The following is a 26360-nucleotide window of genomic DNA, read 5'->3' on the forward strand; positions in this document are numbered from 1 at the left end:
CTCGCCTGAAGGATACCCGACCCTTATGGAAGCGCAAACCGCAACCCCTGATATCCCTGTTGTGAGGACCGGATTTTCGGCTTATGCCGGCACCATCGGCTCCCGCATCGCAAGCATGACGATGAACGTCCTGAACGGCCTGTCCGTGGGGATAATCGTCGCCCTGATCCCCGGGGCCCTGCTCAATGCCATCCTGAAGTACCTGCTGCCGGTCCTGCCCCAGGTCAAAGTGGTGCTGACGATGACGGCGATCGCCCAGGTCCTGCTGCCGGCCGTCTCCGCGGTATGCGTGGGGATGATGGCCAGGTTCACCACGATCCAGACCGCATCACTTGCCCTCGCGGCTGCCATTGGTGCAGGCAACATGCGTATGACCGGAAACGGGCTGACTGTGTCAGGCACCGGGGATGTCATTAATCTTGCGGTCACCATCGCCGTGGGCTGCCTGCTCATCGAGCTGCTGGGCGACGCGCTCAAGGCCTACACGATCTTGCTCATTCCGACGATCGTGGCCCTGGTGGCCGGGGGATTGGGGCTTGTCACGCTCGGACCGGTCTCCTCCATCACCCGCTGGATCGGCATCGGTGTGGAGGGCCTTACATCGGTGTAGCCTCTGCTCATGGGTGTGCTTATGGGCATGGCATTCGCGCTGATCATCGTCAGCCCCATTTCCTCGGTGGGCATCGCCTCGGCCATCTCCCTGACCGGCATCGCGGCGGGCTCATCGAACCTGGGCATCGCGGCATGTGGATTCGTCCTGGCCATCTACGGGCGCAAGGTCAATACTTTCGGAACCAGCCTGGCCCATTTCCTGGGATCACCGAAGATGCAGATGGCCAACCTGCTCTCAAGGCCCAGGCTACTGCTGCCGCTCTCCATCAATGCGGCCATCATGGGCGGGGTAGGGGCCGCATTGGGCGTCACGGCCGGTCCATCCACCTCCGGCTTCGGTTTCACTGGTCTGATCGGCCCCTTGGCCGCAATCGAAGGCATGGGTGGTTTCACTGCAGGCAGTGTGATCGAGATGTTCGTGATTTTCCTGGCCATGCCAATCGCGCTTGGCTACGTGAGCGATTTCGTATTCACCAAGCTTCTGGGGTACCAGAAGCCCGAGTACTATCGGATCGACTATTCCTGATGCCTGATGGAGGATGGCTCCGCCACCTGTTCTTGAAGGTGGGCGCTCGCTGGTCATGCCAGCGGTGTGCGGGGGCTAGTCGGTCGGCTCGGACCGGGCGAAATCCACTGTGCCGGTCCGAGCATCCATGGCGGTCACAATGGCGAGTGAGCGGATGTCATAGCCTGCCTCGCGTATCTTGCGGCCGCCATCCTGGAACCCTTTCTCGATGGCGATCCCGATGCCTTCGATGACGGCCCCTGCATGGTTGCAGATATCAATCAGGCCGTGTAGGGCATTGCCGTTAGCAAGAAAGTCGTCGATGAGCAGGACGTGCTCGCCCGTGGACAGGAATCGCTTGGCCACGATGACTGGATACTCGCGCTGCTTGGTGAAGGAGTATATCGAGGAGACGTACTGGTCGCCGTCAAGGTTGATGGACTGGGTCTTCTTTGCGAAAACGACCGGAACATTACCGAAGTGCCGGGCCGCTATGCAGGCGATGCCGATCCCGGAAGCTTCGATCGTCACGATCTTGTCGACGCGCTTGCCGGCGAACAGACGGGCCCACTCGGCCCCCATCGCGTCGAAGAGGGCCACGTCGCACTGGTGGTTGAGGAAGGCGTCCACTTTCAGCACGTTGCCGGGCTTGACGGTTCCATCGCGACGGATACGGTCCTCTAACAGCTTCATGGCAGTCCTTTGCATTCGCGCTCAAGGGGCGTTCCTCTGGCCGAACCGCCCTTTACGGAGCCGACGGCCCCTTGGGAAACCAGCATAGCTGTCCTGTTTGACCGAATGACTGTTCCCCTATTAGAGGGCATAGGAGGGTGGATACGGCCGAATCGCCGGCATTTCGCCTGCTACAGTGGTAGTTGACTCAATTGGTCATGCGCCGTCGTCGACGCAACAGGATGATAAGGAGAACCAGATGAGCGTACTGGACAATGCCAAGGATGCCATGAAGTCGGCCGGAGAGAAGATCTCCGACGTGGCCGAGGATGCCAAGGACAAGCTCTCTGACGCAGCGGAGACAGCCAAGGACAAGATGAGCGACGCCGCCGACAAGGCCAAGGCGGATGCCAAGGTCGGCAAGGCGAAGGCCGAGCAGGGCGCCACCGAGGCAAAGAACAAGGCCAAGGACAAGATGGGCAAGTAAGCCTGGACGGGCTGCTTTTCGACGCCCCGGACGGACCCGTGTCCGCCGGGGCGCCGTCATATCCGATGGTATGCCGATGACCGTCGCCTATGCTAGAACTGAAAGCTCGTCCGCCGCCCGGCGGGTGGCTGTCATGCTGAACGGACAAGCGTATATTGAGGGGCTGCAAGTGTTCGACGATGCCGATATGATTCAACGCGCCGCTGACGAGTTGCTGGACGGGCTCAACCCCCAACAGGCCGATGCAGTCCGATACCGGGGGCCGGCCCTGCTGATCGGTGCCGGGGCCGGTTCGGGCAAGACACGCGTCCTCACCCGTCGAATCGCATGGATTCTCAACCAGTTCGGCGCCTGGCCCAGCCAGGTGCTTGCCATCACTTTCACCAACAAGGCCGCCTCGGAGATGCGGGAGCGGTTGGGGCATTTGATCGGGCCTGTGGCCCAGCGCATGTGGGTCTCCACCTTCCATTCCGCGTGTGTGCGAATCCTGCGCCGGGACGGTAAGGAGATCGGACTGAAGTCGGGTTTTTCGATCTACGACACGGCTGACTCCGAACGTCTGATAAAGCTTATAGGTCGTGATCTGAATGTGGACCTGAAACGGTACACGCCCCGTTCCATCCTGAGTCACATATCGGACTACAAGAACAATCTGCAGACCTGGGAGCAACAGTTGCGCGCCTTCGCCCCCGACTACAAGCCGGGCCAGCGTGGACAGTTCTCCGCGAGATTCGGCAATGAGGAGGAGCTTTACTCAGTTTTCTATGCGGAATATGAATACCGGCTGGCCCAAGCCAACGCCGTTGATTTTGATGACCTGATAGGTCGCACCGTCGAGCTCCTGCGAACGGCACCACTGGTCGCCCAATACTACCGGCACAAATTCCGCTACATACTGGTGGACGAGTACCAGGACACCAACCACGCCCAATATGTGTTGTTGCGTGAACTGGCTGGTGCGGATACGGCCCGCGAAGCGGGGAGGGTCGGTCCGACTGTGTCCGGCAGGCCAGTGGCCGCCGGCAAGGATGGGCAGGCTTGGATCACGGTGGTGGGGGATTCCGACCAATCCATCTACGCTTTCCGTGGTGCGGACATCAGCAACATCAGGGATTTCGAAAAGGACTTCCCCGGGGCCAAGACCGTCATGCTTGAGCAGAATTACCGTTCCACACAGACGATCCTGGATGCTGCGAATGCGGTCATCGCCAAGAACACGTCGCGCAAGCCCAAGAAACTGTGGACCGCTCTCGGCCAGGGTGCGCCTATCGTGGGTTATGCGGCTGACAACGCCCAGCAGGAGGCTGCATGGATAGCCACCGAAGTGGCCAGGCTGCGCGCTGAGGAGGGGCTGCCGTATTCGGACATGGCCGTCATGTACCGGGCGAACGCCCAATCCAGGCCACTGGAAGAGGCTCTGATCAACGCCGGTCTGCCATATCAGTTGGTCGGCGGGACCAAGTTCTACGAGCGCAGGGAGATCAAGGATGCCTTGGCCTACCTGCAGGCCATCGCCAATCCGGATGACGATGTGAACATGCGCCGGATCATGAATGTTCCCAAGAGGGGGTTGGGACAGCGTGCCGAGACTTTGGTCTCCATGTACGCACAGTCGCAGGGGATCAGCTTCGGCGCCGCCATCGAGCGTTTCGAGGCGATCGGGGACATGCCCACGCTGACTGTCCGGAAGCTTGGCGCTTTTCGTTCGATCATGAGGGATTTGACGGCCTTCACAGCCGAGCATGATTCCAAGCCATCAGAGATCGTCGCTGAAGTGTTGGACGCATCCGGCATGCTGGCCGAATTGCGCAAGTCCACGGATCCGCAGGACGCCTCCCGGGTGGAGAACCTATCTCAGTTGCAGTCCGTTGCCGCCGAATTCGAGCAGAAGACCCCGGATGCGACCCTGGCCGGTTTCCTGGAGACCACGGCTTTGGTGGCTGATTCCGATCAGCTGCCGGGTGCAGGGGAGGATTCGGGCAAACTTACCCTGATGACCTTGCATACGGCCAAGGGTCTGGAGTATCCGGTCGTTTTCCTGACCGGTATGGAGCAGGGAACGTTCCCGCATTCCCGCTCCTTGGAGGACGAGACCGAATTGGAGGAGGAGCGCAGACTTGCATACGTGGGCATCACCCGAGCCAAGCGCAGGCTCTATCTGACACGCGCTTCAGTGCGCGCCCAGTGGGGGCAGGCGAATGAGATGCTGCCCAGCCAGTTCCTGGATGACATCCCCGAGGATCTGATTGATTGGAAGCGCAGACAGTCGGCTGTGGAGCGCATGCGGGGAGGATGGAGCCAAGGCGGGGATGAGGACGAGTTCGGTGGCTTCGAAGAGGGTTTCTCTGCCTCAGCGACCTTCGGCGGAACGACCGCCGGTTCATCGTACGGTTCTACGGGTGCACGCCGGTCAGGGACCTTTGGGTCCAGGTCAGGTTCGTATGGCTCGTCGTCTTCGGGCTCATACGGTTCCAGGCGTTCGGGCGCACATCGTGCTTCCGGCTCAGCGGCGGCTTCCTTCAAATCCTGGTCCAAGAGCGGGCGAGTGACGACCAGGCGGTCCAAGCCGACGCGTCGGACGTCGGCGCCGGCGCAGCCTTCCGGCTCGCAGCTGTCGATCACTGATTTCCATAGGGGGGATAAGGTGGCGCACGACCAGTATGGTCTGGGGACAGTCGTGGACCTGCAGGACAAGGGCCATAACTCCGTACTGACAGTGGATTTCGGTTCCGACGGGATCAAGCGCCTGATGCTGAGAGTGGCACCAATCGAAAAGCTGTGAGTGGAAGCCACAAGCCCAGGAAGCTGGATATATGATGGGGCCCCTCCTGTGCCAATGCAGGAGGGGCCCCACAGACTCGTGGTTGGTGCTTCGCCTTTACGCCTTATGACGGGCGGTCTGAGATCTAAGTGTCAAAGCGCCGCCAGCCGCCATGCATAGGCCGACACCTATGGCGGCCACACCGAATACATTGGCACCTGTGCGAGCCAAACCAAGACGACCTGTGGCTGACGGGACGTGGCCCGGAAGGGATTGTCCTGCCATTGGGTCGGCGACGTTCCTGTAGTTCGGCGTTGCATGCGATGCGGCGGTTGATGAGGGAAGTGCGCCATGTGAGGCCTGTTGCGGGGGGCGTCCCGCCTGGCTGGTGTGGTTGGGTTGAGGTTGCTGGGAAGCCAACGCTTGGATCCTGGCCAGGATGCCGTTATACGACCTCTGGGCTGTTTCCACGGCCTGCTGGGCCACTGACAGGTTTGCCGTCGGGGCTGCCAGGAAAGCCTGATACGACCGGATGTCTGCGACGTAGTCGTCAATCGATCTTGTCCTTGAGCCTGTCATGTCCGGATTGATGCCTGATCGGGTCAGACCACCTTGGTTCCCGAAGGAGAAGGTCTGGCCGTAAGTGTTGCCACCGTACCTGTTCTGGGAGTTGCGATGGATGGCGAAACCGGTGATCGCGTAGGATCCGTTGATGATATTCAGATAGTGCCCATCCTGCATGTGGGGCTGGTCGGGGTGTGCGTTGTTGAATTCGTGGTTGGCCTTTTCTTGTGTGTACCAGCCCTGGAAGGGGTCAGCCGCGTTCCAGGAGAGGTTTTCGCCGACACTGAAGAGGAGGGCGTGTTCGGTGTGGGTCGATGACCAGTCTGTGTCGGCTTGGGCGACGGCCATCAACGTGTCGGAGACCTGGAGTTCACTCTTGCCCTCTGCTCTGCGTAGGTCGTTGCATTTTTTCATGTATTGTATCGTGGCATCCATATTGGCAAGGTTTGTGGCATCGTCTGGAGAGCCAAGGCTGATGGCTGCGCTGAGTTTGCCGCTGACAGCCGGGTCGGTCAGGATCTTGTATGCGCCCGTGGCTCCGACATATTTGAAAAAGCCCGCAGTGCCTTCGTTCTTTAGGGTATTGACCTGGCCGACGGCGTCCTGCTTGGCTTTCAGGTCGGCCTTGGCCTGGTCCAGGGTCTGCGACGCGGTTTTCAGTTGTTCCTTGAGTGCAGCAAGTTCGGCGCTCTGGTCCGCCCTGGCCGGAGCTGTCGCGCCTAGGGCGATCACGCCGGTTATGGCAAAGGCCAATCCCAATCTGATCAGCCTCCGGGCATTAGTTGACCCCATGTGTTCTTCCTTATCTCTTCCTGATACGCAAAGCAATCGGGCCAACGCGGTTTCACCTCTTGGCCTGCTTATCCTTATCCCCTGACCTGTATCTTAGCTGAATACGAAACCATATGTCATGGGTCACGGATTGGACGGAAGGTGCACCGTATCAGTCCTCATCAGAGGCGGATGCCAGGAAATGCTCCTCCCCAGGTAGGACAAGGTTGGCGATGACCGCAACCACGAAGGCCACGGCTATGCAGTTGGTGGAGAAGATGGACTGGAACAGGGGTGGGAAGGCGGCGAAGATCTCATGCACCTGGGTGAAGCCGATGCCGACGGTCAGTGCCAGGGCTGCGATCGTGATGTTGCGCTGGCTGAATCCGGCTTCGGCAATCATCTGGAAGCCGGAGAGGATGATGTTGCCGAACATCATGATCGTGCAGCCCCCGAGGACAGCCTGGGGGAGCGAATTGAACAGCGCGGCGAAGCCGGGCATGAACGAGGCCAGTACGAGGATCAGCCCGCCGGAGAGGATGACCTTGCGGTTGACGACCTTGGTCATGGCAATAAGACCGATGTTCTGCGCGAACGAGGTCAGAGGCAAGCTCCCGAAGGCGCCGGAGACGATGGAGATCGCTCCGTCTCCGGCTATGGCGCCACTCGTCTCCGCTGCCGTGGGCCTTCGGTTCAAACCGACCCTGCACAGGGCTGTCGTGTCGCCGATGACCTCCACGGAGGACACGAGGTAGAGCAGCGCGAAGGAGATGATCGCTCCGGGATCGAAGACTGGTTTGAATGGCATGAAGTGAGGTATGGAGAGTACCTGCAGGTTCCGAAAACCGGAGAGGTCGACCTTTCCCATGGCCAGAGCCAGCAGATAGCCCACGACCAGACCGAAGAGGACAGAAAGCTGCTTCGCGGTGCCTCGGGCCAGGAGTTGGAAGGCCAGACACGCGACCAGGGACACCGTGGCGAGGATCAGGTTGCTCCATGAGCCGAAGTCCTTGGCTCCGGCACCCCCGCCGAAGGATTGTGCGCCAACCGACAGCAGGGAGAATCCTATCGAGGTGACGACGACGGCCGATACGATTGGTGGTACGAAGCGGTGCCAGTGGTCCGCTGTCAGACCCAGGATCAATTCCACGAATCCGGCTGCCAGGACCGCCCCGACCACCGCCCCATAGCCCTGATGTGCGACGATAGTGACGGCGGCGGCCACATAGGTGAAGGAGATGCCGGTGACCATCGGCAGACGGCCCCCGATCCGCCAAAGCGGGTAAAGCTGGAGGCATGTTCCCAGGCCGGCCACCAGCAAGCCGTTCTGGATGACGGTGGCCGACTGCTCCGGGCTCAATCGGGCCGCAGCGGCGACCAGGAAAACAGGAGCCAGATTGGCTACGAACATGGCCATCACATGCTGCAGGCCGAAGGGCAGTCCGCGCCAGAAGGAGATCTGCCCGTCCATCTCCCGTAGGGCATGTGCCGCGGATTGACCGCCGGTGGGTGTATGCCCCTCCATCCGTGTCCCTTCCTTCTTCGAAGCCGGTCTTGTAATGCGCAATCTGCTCATTGCATCTGCTCTCTTATCGTCCATCCGTTATATGCAGTGATTTCTCTGTCCGCGTCGCTTGTTCGAAGGGCCGCATTCGGTCCTGAGGTCATGTCGCGATGCCGCATTTCGCCGGTCTCCAACCGAGGTGCCGGGAGGCGGCCGCGCTTCCGCTACGTAAGGGAAGGGTGGGGGAGAATACCAGCTGCCACTGTGATGCGTAACCTTCTGTGATCCCTGGTTGGTCGGCAGGGAGTCCTGCTGCGGGATGTGGACCGTAACGGCAAAAGGGGCAGCTGCATCCCGATCCGTGGGATAGTCCGCGTAGGCATGGCAGATGTGGAATCCGTAACAGCGCCGCCGAACACGTATACCTGTCAGCATATTGTTCTCACCGTTCCAATCCGTGCGGTGGTGTGGTGGATGAGGACTGGACGTTTAAGGATGGTCGGGCTGGGGAGTGTGGTGCCTGAGAGGGCGTAACAGTTCCCGATAGGCTGAGAGTCTACACTGACCTCTTCCCAGGGGTGCCATACGCTTTCAACGGTTCCTGGCCGCTCCGGACTGACGGACTCCGGCATCCCCGTTCGCCAGCGGACCGTGGGTGTAGATTGCCGTCAGGCACATAAGGCCCGTAACTACTGCCATAATGGCCGGCATGGGCAGATAGTCGATCAGAAGTCCATAGGCTGCCTGGCCGAGCGGCATGGCGGCCATGGCCAGGCACATCGTCAGACCGATCACTTTGCCGACCAACCCACTGGGCGTGCGCGTCTGCTCGTAGGAGATGACGGTGACGGATATGCATTGGATGAGTCCCATGGCACAGGCCGTGGCGGCGACCAGAACCAGATAGGAGGCGGGCGCTGGTGCGCCCAGGGCCAGGGTCAACGCCGTGGGAGGAAGGCACAGGCTGCAAGCGAGCAGGAGGGCTGGTGTGTGGGCAATCGAGAACCAGGCCGGCCGAGCGGAGACCACGACCGCACCGGCCAGGCCACCCGCGGCAATCGCGCCCTCGGCCAGCCCTTGCATCTGGTTGCTCAGGCCCAGCAGGTGGGTCACCACATAGGGCAGGGCTACGTTCAGGAAGGCGCAGAAGACGAAGTTGGCGACGGTGATCAGGATGTTGACGGAGATCAGGGGCCGCCGGCCGCGCAGGAAGCGTGCGACCTGGATGAAATCCGACAAGAGGGTCTTCAGGGGGGTTCGGGGGGCTTCCAGCGTCGCGACCTGTTTCTCTGCAAGGGCATGGGGGATCCGCAGTGCCAGGAGGATCCAGAGTGAGGAGAGCGCGCAGGTGCTCATGGCCATGCCGGCCACCGCCCCGATGCCTTCAAAGCCCAGGAGCATGCCAGCGAACACCGGGCCGATCATGGTGGTCAGGGAGTTGACCTGGGTGATCAAGGCGGTGGCCGTGGTCAGGCGTTCGCTCTCCCCGTCCTGTTTGGTGTCCATTATGAAGGGAACCGTGGCCTGGACGGTGGGGCTGTAGAGGGCGTGGAGGCCATAGACGACCATCATGGTCGCTATGGTGAGCGCGACCGGGTCCAGGTGGCGGGCCAGTCCCAGGTAGGCGGCGGCCGTCGCTGCGGTGAGGAAGTCAAGCAGGGCCATGGCCCGACGCTTGTCGAACCGGTCCGCCATGGCGCCGCCGATCGGGGTGAGCAGCACCGAGGGGACCATGGCCAGGGCGGTGACCAGGCCGTAGAGGGAAGCCGAGCCGGTGACGTTGAGCAGACGGAGGGGGAGGGCGAAGGTGAGTGTCGCCTGACCGAGGGAGGATAGGGCTTCGGTGACCAGCAGGCAGATGAACGGGGCGGTGAAGACGCCACCGGTGCGGGCGGTGGGTGATTTGGCGTTCATGACAGGCTCCTGGACGGTGTGAGTGACCGGGATTGGGTGGTAACGGGGGACGGGGGAAGAGATCCGTTCAATATATATACCGACGGTCGGTATGTAAATAACGACATGCGAATTCCTTTCTGCTATGCGCTGGTTGCTCCGAGCCGGAATGTGAGGACCCGGAAGTATGGGTTGCCTTCAGTGCGCTGTTCGCTGATGGCCGGGATGGCGGCCCCGATCGGTGGTCGATGGAGAGGGGACTGACATGTTCCGTCCGCTGGAGGAGGATGCGGTCGGTGGCCGGGTCTCGGTCCGGGGCCCTCGTTTCGTCCGCCGTGCTGGGGCATCGTTGCCATAGGAGGCCAGGAGATCGCTCAGCCCCCGGTCAACCACTGGTGCGCCGAGGGCTTCCAGAATGGTCAGATAGACATCGGTCCGGGCCCGCAGCTCTTCCGCAGAGCCGTCCTCGAAGAGGGGATAGAGCCACATGTTGGCCAGGAGCATCTGCACTTCTGCGACCTGCAGGGGGTGCTTGACCTGCATGGAACCGTCCTTGGCGCCCTGGATGAAGACCTGGCTCATGGTGGTCCGGGCTGATTCGAGCAGGTCCAGGAACTGCATGCCGATGAGTTTCGGGTTGCGTTCGGGTTTGATGGAGCGCATGATCGGTGCGATCGCCTCCATCTGGGGGGCGACCACGTCCACGTCGTGTTCGCGCTGGAGTAGTTCCAACCCTGTCGGGCCTTCCTTCCCTTCGTGGGGGAGGTCCTCGTCCTGCCCTCCGTAGCTTTGCCAGCGGCTCGCCTTGTCCGGGCTGACGCGGGCGAAGATGCGGTTGACGACAGCGTCGAACAGGTCCTCCTTGGAGGAGAAATGATGGTAGATCGCCCCCTTGCTCAGACCACCCAGGTGCTCGATGATGTCCTGCATGCTCGTATCGTCGTATCCCTGGTCCAGGAAAAGCCCGGTGGCTACATCGAGTATTTTCTCAACGGTCTCCTCGGGGTGTGCGTTCCGTGCCATGGGGGCCTCGTTTCGCAATGGCTACTATGCGGTATTGCCGCTTCGCTTTATACATACTGTTGGTATGTATAGTAGCGTTTTCGCGGATCCATGACAACTCGGCTCGATGAAAGCCTCTTCCGGCCGGCTACCGGTGCGCTGTCGAATGGAGGGAAGGGTCTGTCCCACCAAGGCGGCATTCGGAAGGTCCGTGGCATGTGCAATGATTATTCATCGGTACCTGCATGTTCGCAGGTGCCTATCTGGAGTCTCAGCCCGTCAATGGGTCGGCGGCCGCAAGGTCGTTCGTGCACAGCACGGCCAAGCATTGGAGAGGCCTGACTCGGCGGCGCAAGCCGTCTGCGTTCAGATAACGACAGAATAGATGAAGGAATGAGTATGACGAACATTCAGCGCTCACGCCGGCAGGTCCGCCTGTCGCGCGCCCTGGGCATCCCGCTGACCCCGAAGGCCCAGCGCCTGTTCGAGAAGCGGCCTTACGCACCCGGTGAGCATGGCCGTACCCGCCGCCGCACCGAGTCCGATTATGCGGTCCGCCTGCGTGAAAAGCAGCGTTTGCGGGCCCAGTATGGCGTGTCCGAGAAGCAGCTGCGTGCCGCCTATGAACGCGGCACCAAGGAGTCGGGCCAGACCGGCGACGCTATGATGCGTGACCTGGAGTCCCGTCTGGACGCCCTGGTCCTTCGGGCTGGCATCGCCCGCACAACAGCGCAGGCCCGTCAGTACGTGGTTCACCGTCACATCATGGTCGACGGCAATATCGTCGATCGCCCCTCCTACCGTGTCAAGCCCGGCCAGACCATCCAGGTCAAGCCGAAGAGTCAGACCACAGTGCCCTTCCAGATTGCAGCCGAGGGTGTCCACCGCGATGTGCTTCCCGCGGTCCCCGGATATCTGGACGTGGACCTGGCCTCCCTCAAGGCCACACTGACCCGCGAGCCCAAGATCGACGAGATTCCGGTTCAGGTCAACATCCAGTACGTGGTCGAGTTCTACGCTCGCTGAGCGCGGCGGTTCCACCTTCGTACCGAGCCCCGCAGCCTTGTGCTGCGGGGCTTTTCCATGTCGGGAAACCAGTGCGATAATAGGGGGCATGGTGCTCCATATCTATGCGGTCCGCCATGGGCAGACCTATTTCAACCGTTACAACCGCCTTCAGGGTTGGTCTAATTCGCCGCTCACCGAGCGCGGGCTGGCCGACGCCGAGCGGGCTGGGCGAAAGCTGGAGGGGGTCGCTTTCCAAGCCGCCTACAGCTCGGACACCACCCGCGCCAGGGCGACCGCAGAACGCATCCTGGACCTCAACCAAGCGTCTGCCCCAAGGCCGACACTGCGCACCGCCATGAATTTCCGTGAGCAGTTCTACGGCTACTACGAGGGTCAGGATATGGGGCTGGCCTGGTGGGCGGCAGGCGCACCGCATGGGGCTCCCAGCTACCAGGGGATTGTGGATGAATTCGGTCTTGGCGCGACCCGAGACTTCCTCAAGCAGGCCGATCCCTTCCATGACGCGGAGGATGACCAGGAATACTGGAGGCGGGTCGAGGGTGGCTTCCGTCTGCTGGCGCAGGACGGTACGCTCCGGGATGGGGACCGTGTACTCCTGGTATGGCACGGCAATTCCCTGCTGAGCATGATGCACCGATTCGCAGGTGACGGCTACGATCTGAGCGAGCGCCCGACCAACGGATCGGTCACTGTGTTCGATTACGATACCGCAGCGCCCTTCGAGCGGTCCATTGAGGTGGTCTCCTACAATCAGTGAGTGGGGTGGACGCACTGTATACGGCCCGCGTGCTAGCCTTGGCGAATGTATGAGTCAGCTGGGAAAGAGGTTACAAGATGGATGTGGGCCAGATTGCAGGTCTGATAGCGGCGATCGCTTTTGCGATTCTCGCGGGGTTCCTCATATACCCGCTGATCCGTCTGGGCAAGCTCTTCGACCAGATCGCCGATACAGTGCGGCAGACCGGTGTCCATGCGATGCCTGCCATCGATGAGTCAGCCACGACGGTGCGCCAGGTCAACCAGTCGCTCAAGGACGTCAACCGAATTTCCGCTGCCGCTTCGACGACCGCTGACAATGTAGGCGCCCTATCGGACCTGTACGGTTCGATGCTCGGTAAGCCCCTGATCAAGCTGGCTGCGGGCATCTACGCCTTGCGCGTCACTCTTCGTTCCTTCTTCTCCGGCGGCAGGCACGCGGTCCAAGGGCAGGGCGACACGGAAAACTGGGGGGTGTGATGTTCAAAAGAGTCATATGGATAGGTGGCGGTGTCGTCATCGGTGTCGTGATCGCCGCCAAGGCCGAGGCCTATGTCCGTGCGAACACCCCGAAATCCGCTCGTGAGTTCGTACTCGGGACCGACCAGGATCATGTGGCAGAGCGGACCCTTTCCAGTCTCTGGGGCCAGTTCCGCACCATCATGGACAGCCGTGAGGAAGAACTGAACCGTCGGTACATTGACCGGGCCAGGAGTGCACGGCATTGACGGGTTTCCGGGTACCACGGCCCGGCCCGGCAGCGGTCATCGAAGACAGCCATTGAAGACTTTGCCAATCCAGCAATGAGCAGGGCCGACCCTGCAAGGAGCACTATAAAACCCATGCGAACATCCGAAATAGCGTCACGCTTCCTCAACTACTTCGAGGGCCAGGGGCATCTGGTCCAGCCCTCCGCCTCCCTGATCTCCTCCGACCCGACGATTCTGTTCACCATCGCGGGCATGGTGCCCTTCATCCCCTATCTGATGGGGGAGCAGACCCCTCCGGCCACCCGCATGACCTCCAACCAGAAGTGTGTGCGCACGCTGGATATCGACGAAGTGGGCAAGACCACCCGGCATGGCACCTTCTTCCAGATGCTGGGCAACTTCTCCTTCGGAGATTATTTCAAGGAGGAGGCCATCCACTTTGCCTGGACCCTGCTGACCGCCCCACAGAGCCAAGGAGGCTATGGCTTCGATCCGGAGAAGCTGTGGGTCACCACCTACACCGACGACGAGGAAGCCCGTTCCATATGGAAGAACGAGGGGTTCGATCCCGCCCACATGGAGATCCTGGGCATGGAGGACAACTTCTGGACCACCGGAGGCCCTGGTCCAGGCGGCCCCTGCTCGGAGATCTATGTGGACCGCGGACCGGAATACGGCAAGGAGGGCGGTCCCTCGGCCGATGAGAACCGCTATATCGAGATCTGGGACCTGGTGTTCGAAAACTACCAGGTGGACAATGTCAAGTCCAAGACAGACCTGCACATCGTCGGTGAACTGCAGCACAAGAACATTGACACCGGGGCTGGCCTGGAGCGCCTGGCCTACCTGCTTCAGGGTAAGCAGAACATCTATGAGACCGACGAGGTCTATCCGGTCATCGCAGTCGCCGAACGCATGAGCGGCCATCGCTATGGTGAGAACGAGGAAGCCGATGTGCGGCTACGCGTGGTGGCGGATCATGTGCGCTCGGCCCTGATGATCATGAGCGACGGCGTCCGTCCCTCGAACGTGGGGCGCGGTTACGTACTGCGCCGGCTCCTGCGCCGCACCGTACGATCCATGCGTATGCTGGGCGTGACCGACCCCGTCCTGCCTACGCTCTTCCCGGTCTCGAAGGAGGCCATGGCCCCCTCATACCCGGAGCTCAACGGCAGCTTCAAGGAGGTATGTGAGGCGGCCTGCGGCGAGGAGGATGCCTTCCGCCGCACCCTGGAGAATGGCACGACCATATTGGATGTAGCCGTATCCAAGGCCAAGCAGGGCAAAGAGCGGGTTGTTTCAGGCCAGGATGCGTTCACCCTCCATGACACCTACGGGTTCCCCATTGAGCTGACCCTGGAGATGGCTGCCGAGCAGGGCGTCAAAGTGGATGAAGCCAAGTTCCGCGAGCTCATGAACGAGCAGAAAAACCGTGCCCGTGCCGATGCGTTGAAGAAGCGCCACAACGTGGACCTGTCCGTCTATGACGACATCAAGAAGGATCTGAAAGCCCCGATCGAGTTCCTGGGGTACACCGACCTGTCCTCACGTTCCAGGGTCATCGGCATCATCCAGGAAGGCAAAGGTGCCGTGCCGGTCGCAAAGGCACCCGCCTCACTCGAAGTTATCCTGGACCGTACCCCCTTCTACGCCGAGGCCGGCGGACAGTTGGCCGACCAGGGAGAGATTCTCTCCGACGATGGGGCGGTGCTGGAGGTGGACGACGTTCAGAAACCAGTCAAGGGTCTGATCGCCCATCAGTGCCGCCTGACGGAGGGCACGCTGACTCTGGACGATCAGGTGACGGCATCCATAGATCCTGACCGTCGAGGTGCCATCGCCCGCTCGCATACCGCCACGCACATGGTGCATAAGGCCTTGCAGGAGGAATTGGGCCCCCAGGCGACGCAGCGCGGTTCAGAAGATGCGCCCAACCGGCTGCGTTTCGACTTCCAGTGGGCTAAGGCCCCCTCGCACCAGGCCATGGATGCGGTCGAAGCGCGGGTCAACGACCGTCTCCGCGACGATTTGTCGGTCACGACCAAGGAAATGAAGTTCGATGACGCGATCGCCCTCGGTGCCATGCACTTGTTCGGGGAGAAATACGGCGATATCGTGCGCGTGGTCACGATCGGTGAGGACGGCTGGTCGCGAGAGCTGTGTGGGGGAACCCATGTGGACCGAGTGGGCAAGATCGGCGCTGTGACCATCATGTCCGAAGCCTCTGTGGGCAGTGGCGTACGAAGGGTGGATGCGGTCGTTGGACAGGGGGCATACGAGTACAACGCCCGCGAGCACACCCTGGTATCCCAGCTATCGGACAAGCTGGGGGCTGCACCCGATGACCTGGCCGAGCGGGTCTCCGCCTTGTTGGCCAAGCTCAAGGAATCCGACCGCCGTCTGGCACAGGTCTACGAGGACCAGCTCTCCCGCTCCGTGCCGGCCCTGGTGGATCAGGCGAAAGCATCGGATGCGCCGGTCAGATTGGCGGTAAAGAATGTGGGGCACTTCGGATCGGTCGATGTCCTGCGCAAGACCGCCAGCCAGGTTCGGGCCCGACTGGGCGATGAGGTGCCGTCGGTGGTCGCCCTGGCAGGGGTCAATGAGGATAGTAAACCGATAGTCCTCGTGGCTACGAACGGCCCGGCCCGCAAGATGGGGCTCAAAGCCGGAGACCTCGTACGCGGCGCATCGAAGATGCTCGGTGGTGGCGGCGGCGGAAAGCCCGACTTCGCCCAGGGCGGAGGCCAGGATGCCTCGAAGATCGACCAAGCCCTGGAGACCTTGAGCAATCAGGTCATGAGGAGCTGAGGGGCCGCCCATGACCGGAACACGATGGATGGGGGTGGACCTGGGCGAGGCTCGGGTCGGCATGGCCTTGTCCGACCCTGAGTTGACTGTGGCCAATCCTGCCGGTAACATCGCCGTCTACGGAGACTACTTCCAGGCCCTGGACGAGGTGATTGAACTGGCGGAGGATGAATCCGCGGCGCGCATCATAGTGGGGCTGCCCCTGCTGCTGAATGGCCAGGAGGGCCGTTCGGCCAAGAAGGCGAGGCGATGGGCGAAGGCCCTGCGGCACAGGATGGAGTCGCTTGCCATGGACGGTGAGTTGGCGTTGCCGCTCGTGCCGCAAGTGGAGTTGCGCGACGAGCGTCTGACCACTGTCAGCGCACACCGGCAGTTAACCGCTGCCGGGGTAGGCGGACGGCACCACAGGCCGATGGTGGACCAGCAATCGGCGGTCCTCTTGCTGCAGGCCGCCTTGGATGAGGCAGCGGCCACGATGAGGAGCGATATTGGCTGAAGCTGACGACATGCATGACTTCTTCGCGAGCCAGGTGCAGTGGGTGGGTGACGGTGAGCCCGTCCCCTCCTTGGCCCCGCCGCCTCCGCCAAGCTCCCGCCGGCAGATGCGGCAGGTTCGTAAGCTGACCAGACGCCGCCGTAGGGTGCATATGCTCATCGCGCTTGCCGCTGCGATAGTGGCCCTTGCCTGCGTGTTCGCCACGCTCAACTATGTGCGTCACGCCCCGTCCCGGATCGAACCCACCAAGAGCGTGGCTGCTGACTGGCCCGGTCCGGGCAGCGGCAGCGTCGAGTTCACGGTCGAATCCGGTCAAGGCACCGATCGGATCGCAAGCAATCTCGTCAAGGCGGATGTCGTCAAATCCGCTGATGCTTTCCTGCAGGCCGTCGTCAACGCCGGCTCTTCCGCTCAGATTCAACCGGGTACCTTTGGGCTCAAACGGCACATGAAAGCGTCGGATGCCGCGGCCATCCTGACCGATCCCAAACAGGCCGGCGGTTTCCTCCAAGTGAGGGCCGGTGACCGTTCACGCGATGTGATTGAGCGGGCCGCGCGGATTTCGGGCGTCAGCAAGGATGATTTCGACGCGATCGTGAACGGCCAAGGTGCCGGTGTCCTGCCTGCTGAGGCCTCGGGCAGTTTCGAAGGTTGGTTCGAGCCAGGCACCTATGACGTGAAGAAGATGAAGTCCGCAGGGAACATCCTGAGGACCATGGTCGATAAACGCGTGGAGAAATTGGACAAGCTGGGCGTGCCGCAGGGGGCGGACCGGGAGAAAATCCTGAATATAGCCTCCATAACCGAGGCCGAGGTCAACAAATCCGAATATTACGGCAAGGTCTCGCGCGTGATTGACAACCGACTGGACAAGGGAATGAGCCTGGGCATGGACTCTACCGTGGCATACAGTAAGAACGTCTCGGCCCTCAACCTGACCAACGACATGCTCAACGACAGCTCGGACCCATACAACACCAGGGTCCACCAAGGACTGCCTCCCACACCGATCGGCAATGCCGGCGATCAGGCCATACGGGCCGCCATGAGCCCGGAGCCGGGGGACTGGCTTTACTTCGTGACTGTCAACATGGACACCGGCGAGACGAAGTTCACCTCATCCTCCTCCGAATTCGACGCATTCGCCAACGAGTACAAGCAGTGGGAATCCCGGCATAGCCAATGAGTGCCTCACAATGATGGGATGCAGGCAGGTGGCCCGTCCGGCTGTGGCCCGCCTGCCAGAGTCTCATCTACTGGACAGCGGTCACAGGGACCAGTACCACGCTGCCGCATCGGCCAGAAGGGCAGCCGCAGCGATGACGGTCACGAAAGGGATCCCGGGATCGGTCCCGTGTCCGCCTCGTGGGATTCTGCCGGCCTGCCGGCGGGTGTGTATTGCCAGTGCCAGCAGACCGATTGCTCCCATGAGCACCCACCACACCAACGCTGTGCGCCAACCCAGGAGCCCCAATGAGAGACCGGCTACAGCGGTCGCCGTTACATCGCCCAGGCCTAATGAACCGGGTTTCGCCACGGCCAGGGCCGTCTGGACCAGGGTAGCGGACAGGCCAACGGCCAGGGCCAGTATGATCGGCCACAGTCCCTGGTCTCCCACCGCACAGAACACGAGCAGTGCGATGAGCTGGATGATGACACCAGCAAGCACCCCCAGACGGGGGACCCGTCTTGAACGCGCATCCTCGACGGCGAGGGCGCACACGATGAAGAGACCGGGCAAAGGTACAAGGTAGACCATCTTCTAAGATATACAACAAGAAGCTGTGAGAGACCAAAAGGAGAGCACATGTTCCGCTGGCAGACCGCAGGTGAATCGCACGGCGAGGCCCTGATAGCCATGGTCGAGGGGGTGCCGGCCGGTGTGGAGCTGAGCAGCGACGACATATCAGCGGCCCTGGCGCGCAGACGGTTGGGTTACGGCCGGGGCGCACGCATGAACTTCGAGCAGGATCGGGTGCGTCTGCTGACGGGCGTCCGCCATGGGCGCACGCTCGGGTCGCCGGTGGCCATCGAAATCGGCAATACCGAGTGGCCCAAGTGGACCAAGGTGATGAGCGCCGATCCGCTGCCCGAAGGTGTGTCACTGCCTAGGCAGGGGCGGAATGCCCCGCTCAGCCGTCCCAGACCAGGGCACGCTGATCTGACCGGCATGCGCAAATATGGGTTTGACGATGCGCGGCCGATCCTGGAACGTTCCTCCGCACGAGAGACAGCGTCCCGTGTGGCACTGGGTGTCATAGCCGCCAAGATGCTCGACCAATCCCTGGGCATCAAGACCGTCTCCCATGTGCTTTCAATCGGTGGTGTAGGCGTAGAAGCCGGCGATGAGGGGGCCGGCCTGCCCGGGCCGGCGGATCTGGAGGCTCTTGACGCTTCACCGGTACGTACCCTTGACCAGGCGGCCGAAGCGCGGATGATCGAGCGGATTGACCGGGCCAAGTCCGATGCGGACACGCTCGGCGGGGTCTTTGAAGTCATTGCCTATGGGGTCCCGGCCGGTCTGGGCACGCATGTGGAGGCGGACCGCCGCCTGGACGCGGCCCTGGCTGCAGCTTTCATGGGTATCCAGGCAATCAAGGGTGTGGAGATCGGTGATGGGTTCGCCGAGGCATCCAGGCCGGGTTCGGCGGCCCATGATGAGATCGTGACCGGGCCCGATGGACGGATCGGCCGTCTGACGAACAGGGCCGGGGGCATTGAGGGCGGAATGTCGGATGGTGAGCCCATCCGGGTCAGGGCTGCCATGAAACCCATTTCGTCCATACCGCGGGCCCTGCGCACGGTGGATGTGCTGACCGGCGAGGCCGCCACTGCCATCAATCAGCGGTCGGACACCACGGCTGTCCCTGCGGCTGCGGTCATCGGGGAGGCCATGATGCGGCTGACTTTGGCCAGGTTCGCCCTGGAGAAGTTCGGTGGCGATTCGGTCGAGGAGCTTTCCCGCAATGCGCGCGCCTACCTGGCCTCCTGGCCGGAGGGCTTGAGATGAGCGCGGGGAAGGCCGGCCCCCGGGCTGTGATTATCGGCATGCCTGGGGCCGGTAAGACCCGCGTGGGGCGGATGGCGGCGGGAATCCTGGACATGCCTTTCAAGGATGCGGACCAGGAGGTCGAACGTGTAGCCGGACGCTCGATTGCAGAGATCATGGAGACTGACGGGGAGCCCGCTTTCCGTAGGGTCGAGCAGGAGGTGGTATGCCGCTTGCTCAAGGGGTTCAATGGTGGGCTCTTTGCGCTGGGTGGCGGATCGCCGATGACCACAGAAGTCTATGAAGGGCTGATGGCATATCGAGGCCGGGGAGGTGTGATCATCTACCTGGACGCCGATCCGGATGAGGCGGCCGCACGCGCCGCCCATGGGTCCAAGAGGCCCTTGCTTGCCCGGGACGCCATAGGCCGATGGAAGCGGCTCTACGAGGAGCGTCGGCCGATCTATGAGAGCCTGGCCACCATCAGCCTGCCCTCATATGGCAGCAGTCCCAAGGCCATGGCCGGTCGCCTGGCTGAGGCTCTCAATGAACGGTTGGTCCATATTACCGGGTCCGACCCTTACGACGTGCGTATCGGACCGGGAGTCAGCTCCCGCTTGAGGACCCTGCTCGGCGAGCAGGTCCTGCGGGTGGCGCTGATCCATACACGCCCGGTCCAGCGCCACGCCGACCATGCCAGGGCCCTCCTCCGCCAGGGGGGATACCGGGTTTCGGATATCACGATTCCGGATGCGGAAGCAGGAAAGACCGTTCAGGTGGCCGACGGTGTCTGGAATCGTCTGGCTGAGGATGGGTTCACCCGCTCGGATGCAGTCGTGGGTCTGGGTGGGGGAGCAGCTACGGACCTGGCGGGATTCGTTGCCGCCTCATGGATGCGCGGCATCCCTTACGTCAACTGCCCCACCTCGTTGTTGGCCATGGTCGATGCTTCTGCCGGTGGCAAGACCGGAGTGAACACGCCGCAAGGCAAGAACCTGGTGGGGGCCTTCTACACCCCTCGGGGCGTCCTGGCCGATCTGAAGACCCTGCGAACCCTGCCCAGGGAGATCTTCGTCGAAGGGCTGGGCGAGGTGGTCAAGTGCGGTTTCATCATGGACCAGTCCATCCTGGATCTGCTTTGGGCCCACAGGGACGAGTTGCGCGGTTTCACCGGCCGGGAGTCGGACGAGTGGATCGAAGAGGTGCCTGGTGAGCTGGTCGAGCGTTCCGTCACCGTCAAAGCCGGTTATGTATCCCTGGACTTGCGGGAGTCCGGGCCCCGCGAATTCCTGAACTATGGACATACACTGGGGCACGCGATCGAGCAGGTCGAGCATTTCTCCTGGCGGCATGGGCAGGCGGTGGCCGTCGGCATGGTTTTCGCCGCCGAACTCTCTTCCATTCTGGGATACGCGGAGCGTGACCTGGTGGTCGAGCACCGTGAGCTCGTTGAGGCGTTGGGCCTGCGGACCTCCTGGTCCGGTGGCTCCTGGGAGCGGGTCCTGGACCTTATGCACCGGGACAAGAAGGCCAGGGGGGATAAGCTGCGCTTCATCATCCTGGATGGGCGGGGCCACCCGACCCACCTGGATGATCCGCCAGAGGACGCGGTGCGCGAAGCGTTCGAGCGGATTCGAAAGTAAGGTGGGACGATGCGCGGCCACGGCTGCATGTGACTGGTCATATGCGGCTATGGCCTGCGAGCGGTCCGGTTGTTCAGGGACGGGACACGGACATGAATGGAGGCATCGGAATGACGGCATACGATGGCGTTGGGGTCGTGGTGGTCAATGGGCCCAACCTCGGCAGGCTGGGTGTGCGTGAGCCTGATGTCTACGGACACCAGGACCTGCAGGCATTGACCCTGGAATGCCGCGCCTGGGGCGAGGCGCTCGGTCTGAAGGTCGAAGTGCGGCAAAGCGACGACGAAGGTGAGGTCATAGGCTGGATGCATCGGGCCGTGGATGAGCGCACCCCGGTGGTGATTAATCCCGCCGCTTTCACCCATTACTCCTATGGACTGGCTGACGCGGCCGCCCAGGTGGGCGATGCGGGACTGCCTTTGATGGAGGTCCATATCTCCAATCCGGCTTCACGGGAGGCCTTCCGCCGATTGAGCGTCATCTCGCCGGTGGCGACAGGAACCATCACCGGCATGGGTTTTTACGGTTATAAGCTCGCCCTTGAGGCGATTGCTCACATTTTGAAGGAGAAGGAAGGCATGGATTGATGAGCGCGAATGCGCAGACCTCCACCCAAGGGGGAACGTTCCAGGTCAGTCGACCACCCCAGGCGATAGAAGTGGAAGGGGCCCGCGTCCACAATCTGCAAGATATTTCCCTGCGAATCCCGCTCAATCGCCTGGTAGGCATTGCCGGTGTCTCCGGCTCGGGAAAATCGTCGCTGGCCTTGGGTGTGCTCTATGCAGAGGGCTCCCGACGCTATCTGGACGCCCTGTCCACTTACACCCGCCGGCGGATGACCCAGGCCGAGCGGCCGCAGGTGGATGCGGTGCGTTTCCTGCCTCCCGCCCTGGCACTCAGGCAGCGCCCAGGTGTGGGCGGCATGCGCTCCACCTTTGGCACCTCGACCGAACTCCTCAACGTCCTGCGGCTCATGTTCTCGCGTCTGGCTTCCCACCGATGCCCCAACGGGCACTATGTGGAGCCGACGATGAAAGTGGCCGCCGAGATCCCCATTGTCTGTCCGGTCTGTGGTGCCCAGGTCTCGCCTCCATCGGCCGAGGAACTGGCCTTCAACTCTCTGGGCGCCTGTCCTGCCTGCCAGGGCACCGGCACGATCCACGAGGTCGACGACGCCGCCCTGGTCCCGGATGAGTCAATGACCATCGACCAGGGGGCTGTGGTGCCCTGGCGCACCTTCGGGTTCAATGTGCAGCCCGACATCGTACGGGAATTCGGTGTGCGTATCGACGTGCCCTTCCGTGAACTGACCGATCGCGAGCGCGAGATTGTGTTCAACGGCCCGGAAGAGAAGAAGCATATCACCATCACTTCGGTCAAAGGTGTGCATGAGCTGGATTTCACCTTCCGCAACGCCCGCCTGACCGTGACCAAGGAGCTGGATCGGGCCAGCGACGACAAGCGGCTGGCGAAGGTGTCCAAATTCCTGATCGAACGCACCTGCCCGGACTGCGGCGGATCCCGTCTGTCACCCGCCGCGCGTGCGCCGCGCATCCAGGGGCGCAACCTCGCCGAGGTGACGGCGTGGTCCCTGCGGCAGATCCTCGATTGGGCGCCTGGTGTGCCCGAAGCTCTCCCCGAGGACATGCGTCCCATGGCCAGGAATCTCGTGGATGCGCTGGCGGACATGGGACGCCGCCTCATGCAGCTTGGGCTGGGCTACCTGACCCTGGACCGTTCCTCTGCCTCCCTGTCCACGGGCGAACGCCAGCGCTCGCAACTCTCCCGGGCCGTGCGCAATGAAACCACAGGCGTCCTGTACGTGCTCGACGAGCCGTCCACCGGCCTGCATCCGGCCAACATCGAAGGGCTGATTGGGGTCATGCGGGATTTGATGGCGGCTGGGAACTCGGTGGTCTTCGTGGACCACGATGTGCGTGTGCTCAAGGCGGCGGATTATTTCATAGAGATGGGGCCCGGTGCGGGCCGTCTGGGTGGACGGGTCATCGCCCAGGGCAGCCCAGCGCAAATCGAAGCCGCACCCGATTCCAGAATCGCCGGATTCCTTCACGGCAGCGAGAGGGTCCTGGTCCGACGGCGGCAAACGCTGCCCAAGGTCGGCGGCGACGGATGGATTCGCATGGAGACCGGCCCGATCCATACGGTTCATCCTTTGAACGTGGCGATCCCGCGTGGGCGGATGACAGCGGTGACTGGCGTATCCGGCTCGGGGAAGACGACCATGGTTCTGGAATCACTGCTGCCTGCTCTGGAGGCGGCGGGGGAGGGTCGGCGGCTGCCGGAGCATGTCACCGGTGTGGAGCCATCGGGCATCGAGCGGGTGCGGTTGGTGGATTCCTCGCCGATCGGCATCAATGTGCGTTCCACTGTGGCCACCTACAGCTCTGTCATGGACATGCTGCGCAAGGCGTTCGCCTCCACCGACCATGCCAGGGAGCGGGGGCTCAAGCTGTCGGACTTCTCTTACAACACCGGCTCCCTGCGCTGCCCCCAGTGCGACGGGACCGGGCAGATCAGCCTTGATGTGCAGTTCCTTCCGGATGTGACCATCACCTGTCCGGTCTGCAGGGGAAGCCGTTACAAGTCGGAGGCCGGCGACATCACCCTGTCGACCAGTGCGCACCCGGCTCCGATGAGCCTGCCGGAGCTGCTCGATATGGATGTCAGCCAAGCTCGGGATGCATTCTCCGGCGATGGCAGAGGCCTTTTCGGGCGCATCCACAAATCCCTTGCAACCCTGTGTGACTTGGGATTGGGGTATCTAAAGCTCGGCGAGGACACTCCCTCACTCTCTGGCGGCGAGGCCCAGCGCCTGAAGCTGTCCAATGAGCTGGGCAAGCGCCAATCCAGCACCCTGTTCATCCTCGACGAGCCCACCACCGGCCTGCATCCGTTGGATGTGCGCACGCTGATCGGCGTCCTCCAGCGGCTGGTCGACGGCGGCGCGACTGTGGTGTTCATCGAACACGACCTGGATATGATCGCTAACGCCGACTATGTGATCGACATGGGCCCTGGCGGCGGTCAGGAGGGCGGCCGGATTGTTGACAGCGGCAGCCCGGACCGGCTGGTCAGGGATGGTTCCGGTCTCACCGCCCGTTACCTGGCTGAGCACCTGTCCCAGCAGGACTGACGCGAATGTCCGGACATCCGTCCGCCTGGACGCGATTACCCGGCGTGTCAGATGACGCGGCCAAGCGGGAGAGGGGGTCCGTGGCAGCTGTATTCAGCTGCCGGCCCCAAGGCCCGTATACGTCGCCTGTGGATGATAAATTAAAGTTCCATGGTCAGACAACATGGAAATTCCCAAGAGCACGTCACCAAGCACATTTTCGTCACCGGCGGCGTCGTATCCTCCCTCGGCAAAGGCCTCACCGCCTCCTCCCTCGGCAGGCTCCTGCGCAGCCGGGGCATCCGTGTCCTCCAACAGAAGCTCGATCCGTACATCAACGTCGATCCTGGCACCATGAACCCCTTCCAGCACGGTGAGGTATACGTGACCGAGGACGGGGCGGAGACCGACCTGGACATCGGCCACTATGAGCGTTTCCTCGACATTTTCCTGAGCCAGAAGGCCAATGTGACCACCGGTCAGATCTACCAGGAGGTCCTGCGCAAGGAAAGGGCCGGAGAATACCTGGGTCAGTGTGTGCAGGTCATACCCCACATCACGAATGAGATCAAGAGCCGTATGCGCGCCCAGGCATCAGAGGACGTGGATGTCATCATCACCGAGATCGGCGGCACCGTCGGCGACATCGAATCCCAGCCCTTCATGGAGGCCGCCCGTGAAGTCCGACGCGACATCGGCGCCGACAACTGCATGTTCGTCCACGTTTCACTGGTCCCATACATCGCCTCCGCGCACGAGCTCAAGACCAAGCCCACCCAGCATTCGGTGATGGCCCTGCGTCAGTTGGGAATCGCCCCCGACGCCCTGGTCCTGCGTTCCGACCGCCCCCTGAACCAGTCCATCAAGGACAAGATCTCCCTGATGTGCGATGTGGACGAGGAGGGCGTGGTCAACTGTGTGGACGCACCCTCGATCTACGACGTCCCCAAGATCCTGCATGACGAAGGCCTGGATGCCTACGTGGTGCGCAAGCTGGGGCTGCCCTTCCATGATGTCGATTGGGCCGAGTGGGACGATTTGCTGGAGCGCGTCCACCATCCCAAGTCCGAGGTGAACGTGGCGATCGTGGGCAAGTACATCGACCTGCCGGACGCCTACCTGTCGGTCTCCGAGGCTCTCAAAGCAGGCGGCTTCGCCAACCGGGCCAAGGTCAACGTCAAGTGGATCGCCGCTGACCGCTGCGAGACCCTGGAAGGGGCCGAGCAGGCCCTGAAGGACGTTGATGGCATCGTGATTCCGGGTGGTTTCGGCATCCGCGGCATCGAAGGCAAGATCGGAGCCCTGCGCTTCGCCCGCGAGCGCAAGCTGCCGGCATTGGGCCTGTGCCTCGGTCTGCAGTCCATGGTCATCGAGTACTCCCGCCACGTCCTGGGCTTGGAGGATGCCAACTCCTCGGAGTTCGAGCCCGACTGCGCCAACCCGGTCATCGCTACGATGGAGGAGCAGAAATCGATTGTGGCGGGCCGGGGCGATATGGGTCACACCATGCGTTTGGGTGCCTACCCCGCGGTCCTCAGGAAAGACTCCCTGGTCGCCGGCCTATATGGTTCCACCCATGTCAGCGAACGTCACCGCCATCGCTATGAGGTCAATGTGGACTACAAGGATCGTCTGGTGAAGGCTGGTCTGTCTATCTCGGGCACCAGTCCGGACGGTGAATTGACCGAGTTCGTGGAGCTGCCCCGGGAGGTTCACCCCTTCTATGTAGGCACGCAGGCCCACCCCGAATTCAAGTCCCGTCCCACCAAGCCCCATCCTCTCTTCGCCGGCCTGGTCAAGGCCAGCCTGGAGCACGAGGCCGGCCGCCACTGACCCCCCCCCCCCCCCCCCCCCCCCCCCCACCCCCCCCCCCCCCCCCGCCGCCCGGGCCCCCCCGGCGCCGCGCGCCCCGCCCGGGGCGGCGGGACGCGCCGCCGCCGGTGTGGCGGCGGGTGTGTGGCCGATCGACAGGTTTCCGACTCCCCGGCCGCGGTGGGTTGCGTGGGTCTGGGTGGTGCCGTG

Annotated in this window: 20 protein-coding genes and 1 pseudogene; 15 read left to right on the forward strand and 6 right to left on the reverse strand. The window is 62.4% G+C overall.

Going from position 1 to position 26360, the window contains the following annotated elements:
• Positions 1-121: 121 nt before the first annotated feature.
• Positions 122-1138, forward strand: a pseudogene (locus tag CRD59_RS08140) (PTS sugar transporter subunit IIC).
• Between the two features lie 75 nt (positions 1139-1213).
• Here the strand turns inward: CRD59_RS08140 and CRD59_RS01230 are convergent.
• Positions 1214-1810, reverse strand: coding sequence for a xanthine phosphoribosyltransferase (locus CRD59_RS01230; protein ID WP_113852769.1), 597 nt, complete (start codon positions 1808-1810; stop codon positions 1214-1216).
• Between the two features lie 238 nt (positions 1811-2048).
• On the opposite strand from CRD59_RS01230, the gene CRD59_RS01235 reads away from it, so the two are divergent.
• Together CRD59_RS01235 and CRD59_RS01240 are read left to right on the forward strand one after the other, a co-directional pair.
• Positions 2049-2276: a hypothetical protein gene (locus CRD59_RS01235; RefSeq protein WP_113852770.1), complete on the forward strand. Its 228-nt coding sequence runs from the start codon at positions 2049-2051 to the stop codon at positions 2274-2276.
• Positions 2277-2445: 169 nt separating this feature from the next.
• A complete protein-coding gene (locus CRD59_RS01240) occupies positions 2446-5058 on the forward strand; it encodes a UvrD-helicase domain-containing protein (protein ID WP_113852813.1) in 2613 nt (870 codons plus the stop codon).
• 96 nt (positions 5059-5154) lie between these two features.
• Here the strand turns inward: CRD59_RS01240 and CRD59_RS01245 are convergent, their stop codons facing one another.
• The 4 genes from CRD59_RS01245 to CRD59_RS01260 all read right to left on the reverse strand — a co-directional run bounded on the left by CRD59_RS01245 (position 5155) and on the right by CRD59_RS01260 (position 10792).
• On the reverse strand, positions 5155-6393 hold the full coding sequence (locus tag CRD59_RS01245) for a CAP domain-containing protein (RefSeq protein WP_113852771.1): 1239 nt from the start codon (positions 6391-6393) through the stop codon (positions 5155-5157).
• 151 nt (positions 6394-6544) lie between these two features.
• Positions 6545-7843: a nucleobase:cation symporter-2 family protein gene (locus tag CRD59_RS01250; RefSeq protein ID WP_236632654.1), complete on the reverse strand. Its 1299-nt coding sequence runs from the start codon at positions 7841-7843 to the stop codon at positions 6545-6547.
• Between the two features lie 624 nt (positions 7844-8467).
• The gene (locus tag CRD59_RS01255) at positions 8468-9790 is read right to left on the reverse strand and encodes an MFS transporter (protein WP_113852773.1); all 1323 of its coding nucleotides are present in this window, start codon (positions 9788-9790) and stop codon (positions 8468-8470) included.
• 177 nt (positions 9791-9967) lie between these two features.
• On the reverse strand, positions 9968-10792 hold the full coding sequence (locus CRD59_RS01260) for a TetR/AcrR family transcriptional regulator (protein ID WP_113852774.1): 825 nt from the start codon (positions 10790-10792) through the stop codon (positions 9968-9970).
• A 378-nt stretch (positions 10793-11170) separates the two neighbouring features.
• Here CRD59_RS01260 and rpsD point away from each other — a divergent pair, with 378 nt between their 5' ends.
• The 7 genes from rpsD (at position 11171) to mltG (ending at position 17759) form a co-directional block, all read left to right on the forward strand.
• Entirely contained in the window at positions 11171-11797 is a 627-nt protein-coding gene (rpsD, locus tag CRD59_RS01265) for a 30S ribosomal protein S4 (RefSeq protein ID WP_113852775.1), read from the forward strand.
• A gap of 88 nt (positions 11798-11885) precedes the next feature.
• Positions 11886-12557: a histidine phosphatase family protein gene (locus CRD59_RS01270; protein WP_113852776.1), complete on the forward strand. Its 672-nt coding sequence runs from the start codon at positions 11886-11888 to the stop codon at positions 12555-12557.
• Between the two features lie 77 nt (positions 12558-12634).
• Positions 12635-13036, forward strand: coding sequence for a DUF948 domain-containing protein (locus tag CRD59_RS01275; RefSeq protein WP_113852777.1), 402 nt, complete (start codon positions 12635-12637; stop codon positions 13034-13036).
• Complete coding sequence (locus tag CRD59_RS01280) at positions 13036-13284, forward strand: hypothetical protein (RefSeq protein WP_113852778.1); 249 nt, start codon at positions 13036-13038, stop codon at positions 13282-13284. Before CRD59_RS01275 ends, CRD59_RS01280 begins: the two co-directional genes overlap by 1 nt.
• Before the next feature lie 114 nt (positions 13285-13398).
• A complete protein-coding gene (gene alaS, locus CRD59_RS01285; RefSeq protein WP_113852779.1) occupies positions 13399-16077 on the forward strand; it encodes an alanine--tRNA ligase in 2679 nt (892 codons plus the stop codon).
• A gap of 10 nt (positions 16078-16087) precedes the next feature.
• Entirely contained in the window at positions 16088-16573 is a 486-nt protein-coding gene (gene ruvX, locus CRD59_RS01290) for a Holliday junction resolvase RuvX (RefSeq protein WP_113852780.1), read from the forward strand.
• A 10-nt stretch (positions 16574-16583) separates the two neighbouring features.
• Positions 16584-17759 (forward strand): endolytic transglycosylase MltG, encoded by a 1176-nt coding sequence (mltG, locus tag CRD59_RS01295; RefSeq protein ID WP_113852814.1) that lies wholly within the window; start codon positions 16584-16586, stop codon positions 17757-17759.
• 81 nt (positions 17760-17840) lie between these two features.
• Here mltG and CRD59_RS01300 read toward each other — a convergent pair whose 3' ends face one another.
• Positions 17841-18332 carry a peptidase A24 gene (locus tag CRD59_RS01300; RefSeq protein ID WP_113852781.1) on the reverse strand — a complete coding sequence of 164 codons (492 nt, stop codon included), beginning with the start codon at positions 18330-18332 and terminating at the stop codon, positions 17841-17843.
• A gap of 48 nt (positions 18333-18380) precedes the next feature.
• Here CRD59_RS01300 and aroC point away from each other — a divergent pair, with 48 nt between their 5' ends.
• The 5 genes from aroC to CRD59_RS01325 all read left to right on the forward strand — a co-directional run bounded on the left by aroC (position 18381) and on the right by CRD59_RS01325 (position 26171).
• Positions 18381-19583, forward strand: coding sequence for a chorismate synthase (gene aroC / locus CRD59_RS01305; protein ID WP_113852782.1), 1203 nt, complete (start codon positions 18381-18383; stop codon positions 19581-19583).
• Positions 19580-21205 carry a bifunctional shikimate kinase/3-dehydroquinate synthase gene (locus tag CRD59_RS01310; RefSeq protein WP_113852783.1) on the forward strand — a complete coding sequence of 542 codons (1626 nt, stop codon included), beginning with the start codon at positions 19580-19582 and terminating at the stop codon, positions 21203-21205. The genes aroC and CRD59_RS01310 overlap by 4 nt, the downstream gene beginning before the upstream one ends.
• A gap of 110 nt (positions 21206-21315) precedes the next feature.
• Complete coding sequence (locus tag CRD59_RS01315; protein WP_113852784.1) at positions 21316-21792, forward strand: type II 3-dehydroquinate dehydratase; 477 nt, start codon at positions 21316-21318, stop codon at positions 21790-21792.
• Positions 21792-24359: an excinuclease ABC subunit UvrA gene (locus CRD59_RS01320; RefSeq protein ID WP_113852785.1), complete on the forward strand. Its 2568-nt coding sequence runs from the start codon at positions 21792-21794 to the stop codon at positions 24357-24359. Before CRD59_RS01315 ends, CRD59_RS01320 begins: the two co-directional genes overlap by 1 nt.
• 150 nt (positions 24360-24509) lie before the next feature.
• Positions 24510-26171 carry a CTP synthase gene (locus tag CRD59_RS01325; RefSeq protein ID WP_113852786.1) on the forward strand — a complete coding sequence of 554 codons (1662 nt, stop codon included), beginning with the start codon at positions 24510-24512 and terminating at the stop codon, positions 26169-26171.
• Positions 26172-26360: the final 189 nt, after the last annotated feature.

The sequence above is a fragment of the Bifidobacterium xylocopae genome, assembly GCF_003315615.1.
GTDB lineage: Bacteria > Actinomycetota > Actinomycetes > Actinomycetales > Bifidobacteriaceae > Bombiscardovia > Bombiscardovia xylocopae.

Excerpts from the sequence above, each read along its gene's own strand:
- CRD59_RS01310 (WP_113852783.1), top strand. The coding sequence starts at position 19,580 with ATGAGCGCGGGGAAGGCCGGCCCCCGGGCTGTGATTATCGGCATGCCT.
- alaS (WP_113852779.1), top strand. The coding sequence starts at position 13,399 with ATGCGAACATCCGAAATAGCGTCACGCTTCCTCAACTACTTCGAGGGC.
- CRD59_RS01230 (WP_113852769.1), bottom strand. The coding sequence starts at position 1,810 with ATGAAGCTGTTAGAGGACCGTATCCGTCGCGATGGAACCGTCAAGCCC.
- CRD59_RS01260 (WP_113852774.1), bottom strand. The coding sequence starts at position 10,792 with ATGGCACGGAACGCACACCCCGAGGAGACCGTTGAGAAAATACTCGAT.
- CRD59_RS01325 (WP_113852786.1), top strand. The coding sequence starts at position 24,510 with ATGGTCAGACAACATGGAAATTCCCAAGAGCACGTCACCAAGCACATT.
- CRD59_RS01235 (WP_113852770.1), top strand. The coding sequence starts at position 2,049 with ATGAGCGTACTGGACAATGCCAAGGATGCCATGAAGTCGGCCGGAGAG.
- CRD59_RS01300 (WP_113852781.1), bottom strand. The coding sequence starts at position 18,332 with ATGGTCTACCTTGTACCTTTGCCCGGTCTCTTCATCGTGTGCGCCCTC.
- CRD59_RS01245 (WP_113852771.1), bottom strand. The coding sequence starts at position 6,393 with ATGGGGTCAACTAATGCCCGGAGGCTGATCAGATTGGGATTGGCCTTT.
- CRD59_RS01320 (WP_113852785.1), top strand. The coding sequence starts at position 21,792 with ATGAGCGCGAATGCGCAGACCTCCACCCAAGGGGGAACGTTCCAGGTC.
- ruvX (WP_113852780.1), top strand. The coding sequence starts at position 16,088 with ATGACCGGAACACGATGGATGGGGGTGGACCTGGGCGAGGCTCGGGTC.
- CRD59_RS01275 (WP_113852777.1), top strand. The coding sequence starts at position 12,635 with ATGGATGTGGGCCAGATTGCAGGTCTGATAGCGGCGATCGCTTTTGCG.
- CRD59_RS01270 (WP_113852776.1), top strand. The coding sequence starts at position 11,886 with ATGGTGCTCCATATCTATGCGGTCCGCCATGGGCAGACCTATTTCAAC.
- CRD59_RS01255 (WP_113852773.1), bottom strand. The coding sequence starts at position 9,790 with ATGAACGCCAAATCACCCACCGCCCGCACCGGTGGCGTCTTCACCGCC.
- CRD59_RS01250 (WP_236632654.1), bottom strand. The coding sequence starts at position 7,843 with ATGGACGGGCAGATCTCCTTCTGGCGCGGACTGCCCTTCGGCCTGCAG.
- rpsD (WP_113852775.1), top strand. The coding sequence starts at position 11,171 with ATGACGAACATTCAGCGCTCACGCCGGCAGGTCCGCCTGTCGCGCGCC.
- aroC (WP_113852782.1), top strand. The coding sequence starts at position 18,381 with ATGTTCCGCTGGCAGACCGCAGGTGAATCGCACGGCGAGGCCCTGATA.
- CRD59_RS01315 (WP_113852784.1), top strand. The coding sequence starts at position 21,316 with ATGACGGCATACGATGGCGTTGGGGTCGTGGTGGTCAATGGGCCCAAC.
- mltG (WP_113852814.1), top strand. The coding sequence starts at position 16,584 with ATGCATGACTTCTTCGCGAGCCAGGTGCAGTGGGTGGGTGACGGTGAG.
- CRD59_RS01280 (WP_113852778.1), top strand. The coding sequence starts at position 13,036 with ATGTTCAAAAGAGTCATATGGATAGGTGGCGGTGTCGTCATCGGTGTC.